This window comes from Stenotrophomonas sp. YJH_SMC_135 (assembly GCF_059372355.1).
Genome location: NZ_JCAFVN010000003.1, coordinates 719,355 through 733,579, shown reverse-complemented (window position 1 = coordinate 733,579; position 14,225 = coordinate 719,355). Strand labels below are relative to the sequence as shown.

Below are 14,225 nucleotides of genomic sequence, written 5' to 3'. Positions count from 1 at the left end.
GCGGCCGTCAGGTTAAAGAAGATGAAAGTGCGGCCGATGCTGCGACGACGGCGGGTGGCCGGATGGGCGTGAAGAGGCAGGGCGGTCAGTGACGGCAAGGGCATCACAACGACAGGACGGGCGGCGATGACAGCGGCATGGTGGCGATCGCTGCGCGGCTGGCTGACACGTTCGACCGGGGCGGCACCGGCGCGGCTGGTTGCCGCATCCCGCCAAGCGGTGGCCGCCGCAGCCGCAAGCCTGCAGGGCGAGGCGCTGCCGTCGCCGGAGATCGCCGCTCACCTGCAACGCGGGCTGCATGCGCTTGCGTTGTACCCACGGCTGGCCGGCGAGCCAACGCCGGTGCAGGACCCAGGCCTGGGCGAGGCGGTGGCGCGCGCGCTGCAGGACCGCGACTGGGCGGCCAGGCAGCTGCCCCGCCGGCCGCAGCTGCTGCCGCAGCTGATCCAGACCGTCAACGACGATGCCGCCTCGGCCCGGGTGATGGCCGCGATCATCGGCCAGGATCCGGTGCTGACCGGCAACCTGCTGCGCATCGCCAACAGCCCGGCCTACAAGGTCCACGAGCGCCCGGTAGAGAGCCTGCAGCGGGCGGTGACCCTGGTCGGCACCGAGGGCGTGCGCCAGATCATCAGTGCGGTACTGGTGCAGCCGGTGATGCAGGTGCAATGCGAGGTGTTCCCGCAGTTCAGCGCGATCATCTGGGAGCACGCACTGCTGGCATCGCGTGCAGCGGCCGACCACGCACGCACGGTCACCTTCGGCGATGCCTTCGCCGCGCAGTGGCTGGGCCTGGTGCAGGGGCTGGGTGCGGCGCTGGTGATGCGCCAGCTGCTGCAGGAGGCACAGGCCCGTGGCGAGCCCGTGGAGCCGGCGTTGGCCCTGCAGCTGTTGCAGCAGTGGTCGTTGCCGCTGGCGCAGCGGGTCGCTGCCGCATGGGAGTTGCCTGAGCCGGTTCACCAGGCCTTGGCGGTGGATGCGGAAGGATCGTTGGCCGACAGCCTGCGCCTGGCGAGCGCGGCCGCAGCGGCCAGCTTGTTGTGCCGCCATGGGCATGCCAGCCAGAGCCGCATGCTGGCCCTGCTGGAGCAGCTGCCCTCGGCACCGCCGCATGCATTGCGCTGGATCTGGCGGCGCCTGCATGGGCGCAACGTGGAAACGCTGGATGAGGCCGGACAGGATGAGGCCGCTCCGGCGTCCTGAGCGCTACAGCTGCGATTCCACCGGCAGCCAGCTGATCACCCGCGACAACCAGCGCTTGCGCGCCGTTGCCCCTGGCTCGGCCTCCACCCAGTGGGGGGGCGGTTCGCGCTCCAGCCAGCGCAACCGGCGGCGGTCGTCCAGTGCCAGCCACCAGCTGTGCCTGGGGTCAGCCAGGCGCAGGTATTCGTCCCGCAGCTGTGTACCCAGCACCGGATCGTCGAACAGCACACCCATTTCAGTGTTCAGGTAGGCCGAGCGCGGGTCCAGGTTGAAGGAGCCGACGAAACCGCGGCGGTCATCGATCAGGAATGCCTTGGTGTGCAGGCTCGCGCCGCTGCTGCCGAACACGCCGGCATCGCCCGACTGACCCTGTGCCTTCAGCTCGTACAGGTGGACGCCCGCTTCCAGCAGTGGCACGCGGTAGCCCATGTAGCCCCCGTGCACGGCGGCGACGTCGTTGGCGGCCAGCGAGTTGGTGACCACGCCCACCTGCACGCCCCGCCCGGCCATTGCCGAAAAGCCATCGAGGCCCTCGTTGCCGGGCACGAAGTAGGGCGAGATCAACAGGGCCTTGTGCCGGGCGGCCTGCAGCTCGCTGATCAGGGTCGACACCAGCCAGGTGGCGCGATCATCCCTGCGGTGCTTCATCGGCGGGTCCGACACGATGCGCACGGCACCGCTCCAGTGCAACGGCTCGGGGCTCGGGCGCTGCCGCTGGCGTGATTCGGCCACGCGCGCAAGGTAGGGGCGGGCCACGTCCCGCTGCGCCTCGTGGTCCGATTCGCGCACCAGCAGGCGCAGTTGTGCGTCGGTATGGAAGGCAAGCGCGGATACCGGAATGGCGGTTTCGCTGTTCCAGTAGTCGTCGAAGATCCGGTTGGCCTGCTCCATGGCGGGGCCGGCGACCAGCAGGTCCAGATCCTGGAAGTTCACGTCGGTGCGCGCGCTGAAGTACTCCTCGCCGATGTTGCGGCCACCGACGATTGCGACGCGGCCATCGGCGATCCAGCTCTTGTTGTGCATGCGGTGGTTCACGCTGAAGAAGCGCTGCACCATCTCCACCATGCGCAGGATGCCGGTCCGGTTGCGGAACGGGTTGTACAGGCGGATCTCGATGTTCGGATGGGCATCGAGCGCCATCATCAGCGCGTCCTTGTCCTTGGCATTCATGTCATCGAGCAGGATGCGCACGCGCACGCCGCGCTCGGCGGCGTCATACAGCGCCTTGGCCATCAGGTGGCCGATCAGGTCGTCGTGCCAGATGTAGTACTGCAGGTCCAGGCTGCGGCCGGCCTGGGTGGTGATCATCGCGCGGGCGGCGAAGGCATCCATGCCATCGCTGAGGAAGGCCACGCCCGACTGGCCGGGGTGGGCCGCCTGCAGCGGCACGATCTGCTGGTCGATGCGGGTCTGTGCCGGCTGCAGCGGCAGCACGTGCGAAGGCGCGCCATGCGCCTGCGGCGTGAGATGGTCGGCCAGCAGCAGCCCGGACAGGACCAGCAGCACCAGCACGGCGAGGATGATCGCAGCAACACGCAGCAGGCGTCGCCACAGCGGCTTGGGCAGGCTCATGCCCCGATGGTAGAGCCACGCCATGCGTGAAGGAATGCCTGCAGGATCGACAGGGGGTCAGAGCCCCTGCCTTCGGCACGGGATCCGACCCCCGGATCCCTCTCCACGGGAAAGGGCCCTGACCCGCACACCTCAGAACCGCTCGTCGCTGCCCAGGTAGCGCCACTGCCCCGGCGGCAGCGGCCCCAGCGCCACGCGTCCGATACGCAGGCGGCGCACGGCCGTGACCTGCAGGCCGGCGGCGCTGACCGCCACACGCAGCCCCTTGGCCGTCAGGCCCTTGCCGGCGAAGCGCAGGCGCTGCTCGCTCTGCCAGCTGACCTTGGCGCCGCCCGATTCCTGCTGCAGCCGCGCCATCAGCCACGGCCCGCGCTCGGGACCGCCTTCGGCCACTTCGATCAGGTATTCCTGCTCGGTACGGCCCAGGTTGCGCTGCAGGTGGGCCAGCGTGGCCGGATCCTGGCTGACCACCACCAGCCCGCTGTCGCTGGCCGGCAGCGAGGCGGCCAGCTGCAGGCCGTGGAAGTGACGCTGCAACGGACGGATGTCGCTGGCATCAAGTTCGCTGCGGCTGTCACTGCTGACCAGGGCACACAGGGTTTCGGCGGCGACACCGGCCGGCTTGTGCAGCAGCATGCTGACCCGCTCGGCCTTTTCATCGCTGGCCTGTTCGGCCACCACGATCACCGCGCTGCCATCGACCGGGCGCTGCGGCTGTTCCACCACGTCGCCGTTGACCGTGACCCAGCCGCCTTCGATGTAGCGCCGCGCTTCGCCGCGCGGGATGCCGAGCAGGGCGGACAGGCGTTTGTCGAGACGGATCGGTTCCATGGCAGGCAGGTCGGGCAGGGGGCGCGCAGTGTAGCTGCTGCGGCCGGTCAGCGCTGGCCGCGGTTGGCCAGCTCGGTCAGGTACAGGCGGGTATCGAACTCCAGCTGCAGGTAGTCCGGCTCCATGTGCTGGCACAGCTGGTAGAAGGCCTTGTTGTGGTCGGCTTCCTTCAGGTGGGCCAGCTCATGCACCACGATCATGCGCAGGAACGCCGCGGGTGCCTGGCGGAACACGGTCGCGATGCGGATCTCGCGGCTGGCCTTGAGGCGGCCGCCGTGCACGCGGGAGATGGCGGTGTGGGTGCCCAGCGCGTGCTTGATCACTTCCAGCGTATTGTCGTAGCAGACCTTGTTGAGCGGCACCGACTTGCGCAGGTAACGGTCCTTCAGCTCCTGGGTGTAGTCGTACAGCTGGCGGTCGCTGCGCACCTCGTGCGGGTCGGGGTAGCGCTGCTGCAGCCAGGGGCCGAGCCTGCCCTGCGCCAGCAGCTCGCTGACCTGGGCAACCAGGGGTTCGGGATAACCGGTGAGGTACTTCAGGACTGCCATGCAGGGCCGGCGGGGCGTCGGTAGAATGGGGCATCCAAGATTACACGCGGTACGCACCGACCATGGCAAAGCCCAACGCGCTGCAGGAACAATTGCTCAAGGCCGGCCTGGCCAAGAAGTCGCAGGCCAGCGCCGCCGCACGCGAGCAGGCCAAGGCCCGCCAGGGCAAGGCCGAATCGACCTCGGCCGAGGTCCAGCGCGAGGCTGAACGTGCCCGCGCCGAGAAGGTCGAGCGCGACCGCGCACTGGCCGCCGAACGCAATGCCCAGGCCAGGCAGGCTGAACAGAAGGCCCAGGCCAGGCAGATCATCACGGCCCATGCCGTACCCCATAAGGGCGACGACGAGTACCGCTTCAGCGATGGCGCGGCGATCCGTACCCTGCTGATCGACCCCAAGCTGCGCAAGGCGCTGTCGGTGGGCGTGCTGGTCATCGTCGCCCACGGCGAGGGCTATGCGTTGCTGCCCCGCGCCGCCGCCGAAAAGGTGCGTGAACGCGCACCCGAAGCAATCATCGTCGACCACGGCCAGCCGGGCTCGACCGCCGAGATCTCCACCGGCAACGCAGAAGACGACGCCTATTACGCGCAGTTCCAGGTGCCCGACGACCTGATCTGGTAAGCAAAAAGGGGACGGAGGGGATTAAGCCGCAATCGGCCTGATCGGATCCGTCGGCGTTCTGTTTGGCATCCTGAAGAGCAGCCGAGCATGGCTCGGCTCTACATGAAGGCCTTCCTTTTTGCCGGGGTGTATCGTCCCCATATCGGGCGACACACCTGCGGAGGATAGCCATGGCCACCGGTTGGGCAGGAGACGGCGCGGTCCAGGACCAGATCGACGCCACTGTCGATGATGCGATCGCCCGCGCGCGGCGCCAGCTGCGCGACGGCCCCGGTCTGGATCACTGTGAGGAATGCGACGCGCCGATCCCGTTGGCGCGACGCCGGGCTGTGCCTGGTGTGCGGTTGTGCGTTGCGTGCCAGCAGGCGCGGGACGACGAAGACCAGGCGCATGCCGGGTACAACCGGCGTGGCAGCAAGGACAGCCAGCTGAGGTAAAGGGGTGTTTTATTGCAGGGCTGCGCCCTGCACCTGCAGAAGCAACGTCAACATCAAAGGCGCCATCCATGGCGCTCACTGATCTGGCCCCCCTCAACCGGACCCACCCCGCCTTCGACAGATTTCCGCGATCTGTTGGAACCTGCTGCTGATGGTGGGTGCCGACCGTTGGTCGGCACGGGGTCGGATCCAATTTTGACTATCGATATCTGACAGATGTGCCGACCAACGGTCGGCACCCACCAACAGCGCGCGGAATCTGTCAGAGGTGGGGCGGTGTGGGTGGGCAGGACCGTTGGCGCCATGGATGGCGCCATCGAGCCCCATGGGTGAGGGCGCTTTGCTTGCGAAGCACTGCTTCGCAAGCGCCCGAACGCACAGCCGCCAGCGGCTGGGCCGGACCCCGGAGGGGGGTTTACGGCGTGTCCTGACCACCCACACCGCCCCGCCATCCCACGGAATGCCGCTCTTGATCTTGCTTCGGCTTCGGCTTCGGCCTCTGCAGCTGCAGGGCGCAGCACTGCCGAAAACTCCACCCTCAACCGTCGCCCTGGATGCCGCCGGGGGCCTGCGCCGGGTCACGCCAGCGCCGTACCGTGCGCTGGAAGAACAGGTTGTTCGGCAGCTGCAGCACCGTGCCCTCGTGGCCCTCGCCGGTCTCCTGCAGCGTGGTGTAGATCAGGTTCACGTCGATCACCCGGCCCTTCAGGCCCGGCTTCTCGCCGTTCTCCAGCACCTCGATGTAGTCGTGCAGGCGGAACGGGCGGGTGGTGAAGATCAGCAGCGTGCAGAAGATGTTGGACAGCACGCTCCAGGCCGCGAAGAAGGCCACCGCGCCCACGGCCGCGAAGCCGGTGAACGCGGTCCACAGCACCGAGGGCTTCGCGCCGAGCAGGCTGAGGATGTACAGCAGGGCACTGAAATAGACCACGAAACTGGTGATCCGGCGCGCGCCCATCACCATCTCGGGCGGCAACGTGTAGTGCTCGGCGAAGCGGCGGATCAGGCGCCGGGCGAGCATGCGCAGGAGCCACGCGACCAGAAGCACCCCTACGATCTGCAGGGCGACGCCGGCGTAGTTCAACCACGGGTGGGTCCAAGGCGGCAGGTGATCCTTCAGCGACAACATCATGGGGCGACAACAGGTGGCAATAACGACCTTCGATGTTACCCGGCGCGTGCCGGGGATTCGACCGCCGGGGCCCAGGCCAGGCACACCAGCGCCTGGCGGTGCTGTTGCAGGCAGGCACGGCCGTTACCAGGGTGCAGCTGCAGCGACAGGCCCAGTGCCTGCAGCACGACGCAGGCGGCGATCACCAGCAGGGCGGCGCAGGTTGGGCTGGACATGGCAGGACTCCTGGACGGCAATTTCGCGAAGGACCTTCCATGGATGCAGCAGGTGTTGAAAAGGTTGCACGGCAGTGATCGTCGTCCGGCTCTAAACCTTTTCCCGGGCCGCCGCATCCAAGCGATATGCTCGACACCACCATGCCCGCGCCGCCTGCCGCCCACGACGCCGTCGATGAACCCGCCCTGGTGCGGGCGGCCGCCGCCGGCGATACCTTGGCCTATGAACTGCTGTACCGGCGGCATGCACCGCGCGTGTTCGCCGTGCTGTGGCGGCTGTGCGGGGGCCAGCAGGCGCGTGCCGAAGACGCCTTGCAGGAAGCCTTCCTGCAGGCGTGGAAGGCGCTGCCGGGGTTCCGTTTCGAGAGCAGCCTGTCGACCTGGCTGCATCGCCTGGGCGTCAACGCTGCGCTGATGGAACTGCGTGGGCGCGCCGCCGGGCAGGACCACGACAGTCTTGATGATGTGGACGCAGGACTGCAGGAACTGGCCGTACACGACCGCTGCGCCGGTACCGAGCGCGACCTGGAGCGCGCGCTGGCGACGCTGCCGCCGAGGGCGCGCGCGGTACTGGTGCTGCATGACATCGAGGGCTGGAAACACCAGGAGATCGCCGCGCAGCTGCAGATGGCCGTCGGCAGCTCCAAGGCACAGTTGCATCGTGCGCGCGGCCTGTTGCGCGCACGGCTGGGAGACATGACATGAGTACACACGAACACGATTCCGACCACGATCTGGTGGCCCGACTGCGCGCGCTGCCTTCCGAACGCGGCCTGCCCGCCGATGGCTGGACGCGGTTGTCGGCGCAGCTGCCGCCGCGTGAACCACAGGCGGCGCCTGCGCCGACCGGCAACGTGGTGGTGCTGCCGGGGCGTTCGCGCCGGCGCTGGTGGTTGCCGGTGGGGGCCGCACTGGCCGCAAGCCTGGCGCTCTACGCGGTGGCGCCGTGGCGCCATGCGCAACCGGACGCGCCGGTGCCGTCTACCCTGCAACTGCAGGCCGCGGCGATGACCGAGCAGTACCAGCAGGCAGTGGCCTCGTTGCCCGCAGGCCGGGCGCCGGAATGGCAGCCGGCGCTGCACGAACTCGATGAAAGCGCGGCACAGATCCGGGCCGCGCTGGCGCAGGATCCACGCGCGCCGCATCTGCTTGGCCAGCTCAAGCGCACCTATGCGTTGCGGCTGGAATTGACCCGGCAGGCGGCCTATGCCGCCGAGTCCGGCCTGACGACCTGAGGAGACCCCCGATGACACGAACCCTGATGACCTGCTGCGCCGCGCTGTTGCTGCTGCCCGCGGTGGCCCTGGCTGACACCCGGATCGACGAGCGCCACAACCTGGCCGCCGGCGGCCGCATCGAACTGAGCAACGTGGCCGGCAAAGTGAGCGTGCGTGGCTGGGACCGCAACGACGTGCAGCTCACCGGTACGCTAAGCGATGGCCTGCAGCTGCGCCAGGAGAAGAGTGCCAACCGCGTGCGCTGGGAGATCGAGTATCCGCGTCGCAACAACAACGGCGGCGCGACGCTGGTGCTGAACGTGCCGCGCTCGGTGGAACTGCTGCTGAGTACGGTCAGTGCCAGCCAGGACATCAGCGGCATCGATGTGCGCCGCCTGCAGGCCGACACGGTCAGCGGCAGCCTGAGCGCCTCCGGTCGCAGCGGCGACAGCAAGCTCAATACGGTCAGCGGCGGTGTCATCGCGCGCCTGCAGACGCCGAAGCTGGACGTGAACACGGTCAGTGGCCGCATCGAAGCCGGCGGCGGCGTGTCCGGTGACATCGGTGCACAGACGGTATCCGGCCGGGTCGAGGTCGATGCCGGGCGGGTGCAGCGGCTGGCGGTGGAAACCGTGTCGGGCAGCATCGACCTGTCGGCGGCCGGGCTGGCGCCGGGGGGCCGTATCAATGTCGAATCGGTGAGCGCGTCGGTCAACCTGCGCCTGCCACGCACGGTTTCGGCGCAGCTGTCGGTGAACAGCTTCAGCGGGTCGATCAACAGCGACGCCGGCCAGGTGGAACGGCCGCGCTACGGCCCGGGCAGCCATCTCGATACTCGGCTCGGCAATGGCGACGGTGACATCCGCATCCAGTCGCATTCGGGCAGTGTGCGGGTACGCCTGGATCGCTGAGCGCGGTCCGGCAGGCCGCGGCGGCAGCGCCGCCGCGGTCGGAGCTGGGTCAGCTGGCTTTCTTCAGCGCCCAGGTAGTGCCGAGGACTTCGATCTTGCCACCGGCCTTGCGGAACGCTGCCAGGTCCGAAGCGATCGAATCGCTGCTGACCACGGTGCTGGCGGCCGCGCCCTTGCGTTCGCTGCGGATGCTGTTGCTGGCCTTCGCGGGGGTCTTTGCCTTGCGGGGCATGGTTGCTCCTGTCAGGTGGAAGGGGAGGAAAGCGCCCAGGCATCGGCCTGGCGCAGGTAGTCCTGCCGCTCGCGGCGGCAGTCATCGCCGCCCATCGAGAACTGGCGGCAGATCGCCGAGCGCTGCGAATAGATCGTGCAGCGCAGGTGATAGGGATCGATCGCCGCGCACCAGCCTTCCTCGTTGCGCGCCATCACGGCACGGCCGTGGGTGTCGCGTGACAGGAACTGGCCGGGCACGTGGTCGCCAGGCTGCAGCAGCACGGGCAACCGGCAACAGACCGCGTCACAACGGCGGCAGTCGATGGGTGCAGGTGCTGCGTCAGGTTGTAAGGCCTCAGGGGCCTGGCGGGTGCCCAAAGCGGGTCTCAATGGCGGCTCAGGTGCTGCGCGGACCATGAACGAGCCAGGAAGGCATGGCCGCTAGGCCCGCTGGGCGGGCCAGGCTGCACCGTGGACACACACCGGCATGGCCGGTGGAAGGGGCAGCAGGGTTCTAGCCGACCAAGAGTAACTTAGACCGCGTAACGTTTTGTTAATCCTGGCTGGCTGCCGCCAGCGCAAGGCCCTGGACCACGCCCAGCGAGGGCTCGCCGTGGACCATGCGGGCGCCCGGGAAGGCGGCCGCCACCGCCTGGCGCAGGTAGCCGGCGCGGGACATGCCACCGGTCAGGAACACGGCATCCGGGTCGCCGCCGATGTCGCTGCGGACCTGGGCCAGCAGCTCGCGGATCTGCTCCAGGTAGCCATGGGCGGCGGCGGCCAGGCCGTCGGCGCTGCTGTCGGCATGCAGGTCGCGGGCGATGTAGTCCAGCGTGCTGCGGTGCTCGCTGGCAGCGCTGAGGGCGATTTTGGCGCGTTCGACGTCACGGTACAGGCGGGCGGTGTTGCCGGTGTCCTGCAGGGCCTGCAGGCGGTCGCCCCAGGGCGCGTCGACATGGTCGTACTTGTGCAGGCGGAATTCGCGCTGGCGGGTCATGTCCTGCACGGTGGCCGCTTCCACGTAGTGGTGGGCCGGCACGCGGGTGATGCCGCGGCCGAACAGCGGCATGTAGCTGGACAGGCTCAGCGCCAGATCGATGTCGGTACCGCCGCGGGCGATACCCCAGGCGCGGTGGATGCGCGGGGCGTCGTCGCCGCCGACTTCGGCATGGGCGATGTCGGTGGTGCCGCCGCCGATATCGACGATCACCGCCTGGTGCCGCTCGCGGCTTTCGGCGTGGTAATGCATGGCCGCCGCGGCTGGCTCCTCGAGGAAATCAACCTGGTCGAAGCCGGCCTGGGTGGCCGCTTCACGCAGGATGTCCAGCGCCTGGTCGTTGCCGGCTGCGCCGATCGAACTGCGGAACTGCACCGGGCGCCCGAGCAGGGCGGCGCGCAGCGGCCGGCCGAGCTGGGCACTGGCGGTCAGGCGGATGTGTTCGAGGATGTGCGCGGCGATGCCGGTGATGGTCTGCTTCGCGCGCGGGTGCAGGTTGTAGCCGAGCATCGACTTCGGGCTCTGCACCAGGTTGCCTTCGTGTTCCTCGAAATAGGCTTCCAGCGCTTCGTCGCCGTAGACCGCGTTCTGCAGCAGGTCGTTGGCGCTGCGTTCCTTGCCGGCGCGGGCTTCCATCCATTCCCGGCGCAGCGCGCGCAGGGCTTCGCGGCGCAGCGCCTGCGGCGTGCGTTCCTGGCCGGCGGCGCGCGCCGCGCGCGCGGCGCTGTCGATCATCTGCTGCAGCTGGTGTTCCTGGCCGTCGTCGAGCTGGAAGTCGTCCGGGTCGGGCACCACGCCGGGGAAGTACACGCTGGTGCGGAACTGCTCGGCGTCGCCGAAGCGGATCGGCAGCAGTGTTCCCTCATGCACGATGGCGGCGGCGGAGTTGCTGGTACCGAAGTCGATGCCGAGGCGCATGGGGAGTTCCGGGGGCGATCAGGGGCCGCGCACTCTGCTGCAGTTCGCCGCCGACTGCAAGTTCCTGCGGCCTCCCATTCCGTACCGGGAGGCCGGATCGGGTCAAGCCGGGGGCCGGGCGCCGCCCGGAAAAGGGCAGGCGAGCCGGGCGGTTACAATGGCGGCTGTTGATTCACTTTGAGGTACTTGCTGATGTCTTCTGTCCCCGCCTGCCCGCAGTGCACCCTGGAAAACACCTATGCCGATGGCGCGCTGTGGATCTGCGCCGACTGCGGCTTCGAATGGACCGCCGAGGAAAGTGCCGGTTCGACCCTGGTCGTGCGTGACAGCAACGGCAATACCCTGCAGGCCGGTGACACCGTCACCGTGATCAAGGACCTGAAGGTGAAGGGTTCCTCGATCCCGCTCAAGCAGGGCACCGTGATCCGCAACATCCGCCTGGTCGAGGACGATGCCGAGCACATCGAAGGCAACTCGGAGAAGATCAAGGGCCTGGTCCTGAAGACCTGCTTCCTCAAGAAGGCCTGACCGGCCTTCAGCGCCTGGCCTGCTGCTGTGCGCGCCAGCGGGCCAGGCTGTCCAGCTTGGCCTGGTAGCGCGCCTGCTGCGGGGCACCGCCCAGCGCCTGCGCGCGCAGCAGTTCACGATCGGCGCGCTTGAGCTGGCCGGCCAGGAAATAGGCCCGCGCCAGCCCGAAGTGGAACTGGTGTGCGGTGTCGTACAGGCGCACGGCCTGCCGGTAATAGCGGATCGCCTGATCCAGTCGGCCGGCGCGTTCGGCCTCGGCGCCGAGCATGTACTGCGCGAACGGATCCTCGCGCTGCACCGACTGCAGGCGCTGCTCCAGCGCCTGCGCCTGCATGATCATGCCCAGCTTCCGGTACAGCGCGCTGGCGTTGGTCAGTGCAGCGTTCTGGCGGCCGTCCAGTCGCAGCGCCGTTTCCAATGCCCGGCGCGCGGCGGCGGTATCGCCCGTACGGTTTTCCAGCACGCCCAGGTTGTTCCAGGTGGCGGCGAAGCTGTTGTCCTGTGCCAGCGCGGCATTGAAGAAGGTGCGTGCACCCACCAGATCGCCGCTGGCCATGCGTTCGGCGCCGCGGTTGTTGTAGAAGTGTGCCAATGCCCGTGCCTGGCTGATCGGCAGCGGCCCGCGGCGGTCGTACAGCACGTTGCGATCCAGATCGACGGTGGCGAAGCGGCCGGCGAAGCCGACCCCGGCATTGACGTGGCCGACGCTGTAGACCAGGCCCTGGGCCTGGTCCTGGTACCACGACACGACCTGGCCGACTTCCTGCACGCGTGCCTGGATGCCGGCTTCGCGTGCCAGCGCGACGAACATCAGGGTAAAGGCCAGGCAGTTGGCGCGCCGCTGCTGCCAGATCTCGCTGACGGTGAAGGTCGCATCGGCGTCGTACTGCAGGTCCAGGCCGTGGCGGTCGAAGATCATCTCCACCAGCGCCTGCAGGCGCTGCTCGCGGGAGTAACCGTGATTGATCACCTGCGTGCGCAGCATGTCGCGCATCGCCGGTGGAATCGCGAACACCTGCTGCGGCGTCGGCATCGCCGGAGTGGTGGTGCTGGCAACGGCCAGCGGCGCGGCCGTTCCCGGATGATCCTGTGCGATCGCGGACGGTGCTGCCAATGCGGCCAGTGCGAGCAGAACGAATCGGGCGGCAGGACGGTACATGACGGCTCCCGGCAGCGGCGGGCGCTCCCGCCTGAGGCGAGTGTAGACCTGTGCGCGCACCGCTGCAGCGACCGTTGGTCGGTCCGCAGGTTCATCCACAACCGGTGTGGACCAGCGCTCGGGAAAGCTGTGGACAACCGCGTTGCGGCCTAGTGCGAAGGGCGTTGTGAGGACGTGGTGAAAAAAGCGACAGCTTGCCCGTCAACCGCGCAGGCGGGATGATCCGGGCATGGACTTTTCCCCGCTGACGCTCGCTCCGGCGCAGTGGCAGGCGCTGCAGGACAGCTATGCAACGCCACCACGCGCCTACCATCACTTCGGCCACGTGCGCGCGGTGCTGCAGCACTGCCAGGAGGTTGCCGACGGCCCCGGCTGGCAGCAGCCGGCCGAGGTCTACCTGGCCGTGCTCTACCACGATGCGATCTACGTGGCGGGGCGAAAGGACAACGAAGCACGTTCGGCGCAGATGGCCCTGCAGGCGATCACACAGGCGCCGGAACTCGCCGCTGTCGATGCCGCCCGGGTCGAGCAGCTGATCCTGCTGACCGCCCGCCATGGCGCGCTCGGCCCGGACGATGTCGATGCCGAGGCCGCGCTGTTCCTGGACTGCGACATGGCGATCCTGGCCGCGCCGGAACCGGTGTTCACCGCCTATGACCGGGGCGTGGCCGAAGAGTACAAGGGCGTGGTGCCGGGCTTCCTGTATCGCGCTGGCCGCCGCCGTTTCCTGCAGGGCCTGCTGCGCGCACCGCGCATCTTCCTCAGCGAGTTCTTCCACCAGCGCCTCGACGCGGCCGCGCGCGACAACCTGCGGCGGCAGCTGGGTCGCTGAGCCAGCCCGCTACACTGGGGCCCGTTTCCACCGATTGCCGCTTCCAACCGTGTCCGTCCCTGATCCCGATCCCCGTCCGCTGCCGCCGGAAGAGCCCGGTCCCAACGAATGCTGTGGCAGCGGTTGCCCGCTGTGCGTGCTGGACCTGTATGCCGACGAGCTGCAGCGCTATCGCAAGGCGTTGGCCGAATGGCAGGCGCGGCACCCGGAAGCCTCCGCATGAGCCGCGCGCGTCCGGCGGCGCTGCTGGCGCTGGCAGCCCTGGTTCTGTTCCTGGTTACCGCGCTGTGGACCCAGTTCGCACGCACCGACCTGGACTGGGTGCGGGCCACGCTCAGCCTCTACCTGCACGGGCCGTGGGGGCTGGCGTTGCGTGCGGCGTACTGCCTGCTGGCACTGGCGATCACCCTGCTCGGCATCGCCCTTTATCGCGGCAGCATCGGTCCGCGGCGCAGCGCGGCGGCGCCGCTGCTGTTCACGGTCTCGGCGCTGGGCCTGGCCACGGTCGCCATCGGTGACAGCTGGCTGCCCGAAGCAACCCCGCTGCTGGCACCGTTCATCCACGGGTTGGCGGCCAACACTGCGTTCCTGTGTGCCAGCGTCGGCATGCTGCTGCAGGCCTGGTACCTGCGCCGCGAACCGGGCTGGCAATCCGCCGCCGGCCTGCTCTGGGGCTGGGCCTGGCTGGCCTTCGTGCTGCTGTGGCTGCACGTGCTGTGGCGTAGCGGGCCGCCGCGCGGGCTGGGGCAGAAAGTGGTGATCGTGGTGATCGTGGGCTGGCTGCTGTATCTGGCGCTGGCGCTGTATCGGCGCAGTCGTCGCGCCGCAGCCTGCTGAAACCCCAACGGCCTGCACCGGTACGTGCCGTGCACGTGGAGGCAGCGTATCGTGT

19 protein-coding genes are annotated in these 14,225 nt (G+C 68.7%); 10 read left to right on the top strand and 9 right to left on the bottom strand.

The window, feature by feature from the left end; translation table 11 throughout:
• Nucleotides 1-126: 126 nt before the first annotated feature.
• Nucleotides 127-1,203, top strand: coding sequence for an HDOD domain-containing protein (locus AC5P98_RS14420; protein WP_049404700.1), 1,077 nt, complete (start codon nt 127-129; stop codon nt 1,201-1,203).
• A gap of 3 nt (nt 1,204-1,206) precedes the next feature.
• Here AC5P98_RS14420 and AC5P98_RS14415 read toward each other — a convergent pair whose 3' ends face one another.
• The 3 genes from AC5P98_RS14415 to AC5P98_RS14405 all read right to left on the bottom strand — a co-directional run bounded on the left by AC5P98_RS14415 (nt 1,207) and on the right by AC5P98_RS14405 (nt 4,154).
• Entirely contained in the window at nt 1,207-2,799 is a 1,593-nt protein-coding gene (locus AC5P98_RS14415; RefSeq protein WP_495230072.1) for a phospholipase D family protein, read from the bottom strand.
• Between the two features lie 108 nt (nt 2,800-2,907).
• On the bottom strand, nt 2,908-3,606 hold the full coding sequence (locus AC5P98_RS14410; RefSeq protein WP_046431915.1) for an RNA pseudouridine synthase: 699 nt from the start codon (nt 3,604-3,606) through the stop codon (nt 2,908-2,910).
• A 47-nt stretch (nt 3,607-3,653) separates the two neighbouring features.
• Complete coding sequence (locus AC5P98_RS14405) at nt 3,654-4,154, bottom strand: M48 metallopeptidase family protein (protein WP_014647976.1); 501 nt, start codon at nt 4,152-4,154, stop codon at nt 3,654-3,656.
• A gap of 62 nt (nt 4,155-4,216) precedes the next feature.
• Between AC5P98_RS14405 and AC5P98_RS14400 the strand changes: the two genes are divergently transcribed.
• Nucleotides 4,217-4,774 carry a DUF2058 domain-containing protein gene (locus AC5P98_RS14400; RefSeq protein ID WP_032958646.1) on the top strand — a complete coding sequence of 186 codons (558 nt, stop codon included), beginning with the start codon at nt 4,217-4,219 and terminating at the stop codon, nt 4,772-4,774.
• Nucleotides 4,775-4,944: 170 nt separating this feature from the next.
• Complete coding sequence (locus AC5P98_RS14395; protein ID WP_049404696.1) at nt 4,945-5,211, top strand: DksA/TraR family C4-type zinc finger protein; 267 nt, start codon at nt 4,945-4,947, stop codon at nt 5,209-5,211.
• A 538-nt stretch (nt 5,212-5,749) separates the two neighbouring features.
• Here the strand turns inward: AC5P98_RS14395 and AC5P98_RS14390 are convergent.
• Nucleotides 5,750-6,343, bottom strand: a complete 594-nt coding sequence (locus AC5P98_RS14390; protein ID WP_080281852.1) for a mechanosensitive ion channel family protein — start codon at nt 6,341-6,343, stop codon at nt 5,750-5,752.
• A 35-nt stretch (nt 6,344-6,378) separates the two neighbouring features.
• Nucleotides 6,379-6,558 (bottom strand): hypothetical protein, encoded by a 180-nt coding sequence (locus tag AC5P98_RS14385; protein ID WP_014647972.1) that lies wholly within the window; start codon nt 6,556-6,558, stop codon nt 6,379-6,381.
• A 126-nt stretch (nt 6,559-6,684) separates the two neighbouring features.
• On the opposite strand from AC5P98_RS14385, the gene AC5P98_RS14380 reads away from it, so the two are divergent.
• From AC5P98_RS14380 to AC5P98_RS14370, 3 genes are read left to right on the top strand one after another with little or no spacing between them, the layout of a single operon-like run.
• Nucleotides 6,685-7,263, top strand: a complete 579-nt coding sequence (locus AC5P98_RS14380; protein ID WP_049407981.1) for an RNA polymerase sigma factor — start codon at nt 6,685-6,687, stop codon at nt 7,261-7,263.
• A complete protein-coding gene (locus AC5P98_RS14375) occupies nt 7,260-7,793 on the top strand; it encodes a hypothetical protein (RefSeq protein WP_014647970.1) in 534 nt (177 codons plus the stop codon). Before AC5P98_RS14380 ends, AC5P98_RS14375 begins: the two co-directional genes overlap by 4 nt.
• Nucleotides 7,794-7,804: 11 nt before the next feature.
• Nucleotides 7,805-8,686, top strand: coding sequence for a DUF4097 family beta strand repeat-containing protein (locus tag AC5P98_RS14370; protein WP_032958651.1), 882 nt, complete (start codon nt 7,805-7,807; stop codon nt 8,684-8,686).
• Nucleotides 8,687-8,735: 49 nt separating this feature from the next.
• Here AC5P98_RS14370 and AC5P98_RS14365 read toward each other — a convergent pair whose 3' ends face one another.
• From AC5P98_RS14365 to AC5P98_RS14355, 3 genes are all read right to left on the bottom strand, one after another.
• A complete protein-coding gene (locus AC5P98_RS14365; protein WP_005410566.1) occupies nt 8,736-8,918 on the bottom strand; it encodes a hypothetical protein in 183 nt (60 codons plus the stop codon).
• An 11-nt stretch (nt 8,919-8,929) separates the two neighbouring features.
• Complete coding sequence (locus AC5P98_RS14360) at nt 8,930-9,223, bottom strand: YkgJ family cysteine cluster protein (protein ID WP_495230080.1); 294 nt, start codon at nt 9,221-9,223, stop codon at nt 8,930-8,932.
• Between the two features lie 229 nt (nt 9,224-9,452).
• Nucleotides 9,453-10,814 carry an Hsp70 family protein gene (locus AC5P98_RS14355; protein ID WP_049407984.1) on the bottom strand — a complete coding sequence of 454 codons (1,362 nt, stop codon included), beginning with the start codon at nt 10,812-10,814 and terminating at the stop codon, nt 9,453-9,455.
• Between the two features lie 192 nt (nt 10,815-11,006).
• Here AC5P98_RS14355 and AC5P98_RS14350 point away from each other — a divergent pair, with 192 nt between their 5' ends.
• On the top strand, nt 11,007-11,342 hold the full coding sequence (locus tag AC5P98_RS14350; RefSeq protein WP_049407986.1) for a zinc ribbon domain-containing protein YjdM: 336 nt from the start codon (nt 11,007-11,009) through the stop codon (nt 11,340-11,342).
• A gap of 7 nt (nt 11,343-11,349) precedes the next feature.
• Here AC5P98_RS14350 and AC5P98_RS14345 read toward each other — a convergent pair whose 3' ends face one another.
• Nucleotides 11,350-12,501: a tetratricopeptide repeat protein gene (locus AC5P98_RS14345; RefSeq protein ID WP_049407988.1), complete on the bottom strand. Its 1,152-nt coding sequence runs from the start codon at nt 12,499-12,501 to the stop codon at nt 11,350-11,352.
• A gap of 229 nt (nt 12,502-12,730) precedes the next feature.
• On the opposite strand from AC5P98_RS14345, the gene AC5P98_RS14340 reads away from it, so the two are divergent.
• Genes AC5P98_RS14340 through AC5P98_RS14330 form a run of 3 tightly spaced genes read left to right on the top strand, consistent with a single transcriptional unit; the run spans nt 12,731 to nt 14,170 of the window.
• A complete protein-coding gene (locus AC5P98_RS14340; RefSeq protein WP_014647966.1) occupies nt 12,731-13,333 on the top strand; it encodes an HD domain-containing protein in 603 nt (200 codons plus the stop codon).
• 49 nt (nt 13,334-13,382) lie between these two features.
• Entirely contained in the window at nt 13,383-13,556 is a 174-nt protein-coding gene (locus AC5P98_RS14335) for an oxidoreductase-like domain-containing protein (RefSeq protein WP_032958663.1), read from the top strand.
• Nucleotides 13,553-14,170, top strand: coding sequence for a DUF998 domain-containing protein (locus AC5P98_RS14330; protein ID WP_049419037.1), 618 nt, complete (start codon nt 13,553-13,555; stop codon nt 14,168-14,170). The genes AC5P98_RS14335 and AC5P98_RS14330 overlap by 4 nt, the downstream gene beginning before the upstream one ends.
• The last annotated feature ends 55 nt before the right edge of the window (nt 14,171-14,225 follow it).

Coding starts and splice junctions, on each gene's coding strand:
- AC5P98_RS14345 (WP_049407988.1), bottom strand. CDS start 12,501: ATGTACCGTCCTGCCGCCCGATTCGTTCTGCTCGCACTGGCCGCATTG.
- AC5P98_RS14395 (WP_049404696.1), top strand. CDS start 4,945: ATGGCCACCGGTTGGGCAGGAGACGGCGCGGTCCAGGACCAGATCGAC.
- AC5P98_RS14370 (WP_032958651.1), top strand. CDS start 7,805: ATGACACGAACCCTGATGACCTGCTGCGCCGCGCTGTTGCTGCTGCCC.
- AC5P98_RS14350 (WP_049407986.1), top strand. CDS start 11,007: ATGTCTTCTGTCCCCGCCTGCCCGCAGTGCACCCTGGAAAACACCTAT.
- AC5P98_RS14420 (WP_049404700.1), top strand. CDS start 127: ATGACAGCGGCATGGTGGCGATCGCTGCGCGGCTGGCTGACACGTTCG.
- AC5P98_RS14355 (WP_049407984.1), bottom strand. CDS start 10,814: ATGCGCCTCGGCATCGACTTCGGTACCAGCAACTCCGCCGCCGCCATC.
- AC5P98_RS14410 (WP_046431915.1), bottom strand. CDS start 3,606: ATGGAACCGATCCGTCTCGACAAACGCCTGTCCGCCCTGCTCGGCATC.
- AC5P98_RS14385 (WP_014647972.1), bottom strand. CDS start 6,558: ATGTCCAGCCCAACCTGCGCCGCCCTGCTGGTGATCGCCGCCTGCGTC.
- AC5P98_RS14380 (WP_049407981.1), top strand. CDS start 6,685: ATGCTCGACACCACCATGCCCGCGCCGCCTGCCGCCCACGACGCCGTC.
- AC5P98_RS14415 (WP_495230072.1), bottom strand. CDS start 2,799: ATGGCGTGGCTCTACCATCGGGGCATGAGCCTGCCCAAGCCGCTGTGG.
- AC5P98_RS14340 (WP_014647966.1), top strand. CDS start 12,731: ATGGACTTTTCCCCGCTGACGCTCGCTCCGGCGCAGTGGCAGGCGCTG.
- AC5P98_RS14405 (WP_014647976.1), bottom strand. CDS start 4,154: ATGGCAGTCCTGAAGTACCTCACCGGTTATCCCGAACCCCTGGTTGCC.
- AC5P98_RS14390 (WP_080281852.1), bottom strand. CDS start 6,343: ATGATGTTGTCGCTGAAGGATCACCTGCCGCCTTGGACCCACCCGTGG.
- AC5P98_RS14365 (WP_005410566.1), bottom strand. CDS start 8,918: ATGCCCCGCAAGGCAAAGACCCCCGCGAAGGCCAGCAACAGCATCCGC.
- AC5P98_RS14375 (WP_014647970.1), top strand. CDS start 7,260: ATGAGTACACACGAACACGATTCCGACCACGATCTGGTGGCCCGACTG.
- AC5P98_RS14330 (WP_049419037.1), top strand. CDS start 13,553: ATGAGCCGCGCGCGTCCGGCGGCGCTGCTGGCGCTGGCAGCCCTGGTT.
- AC5P98_RS14400 (WP_032958646.1), top strand. CDS start 4,217: ATGGCAAAGCCCAACGCGCTGCAGGAACAATTGCTCAAGGCCGGCCTG.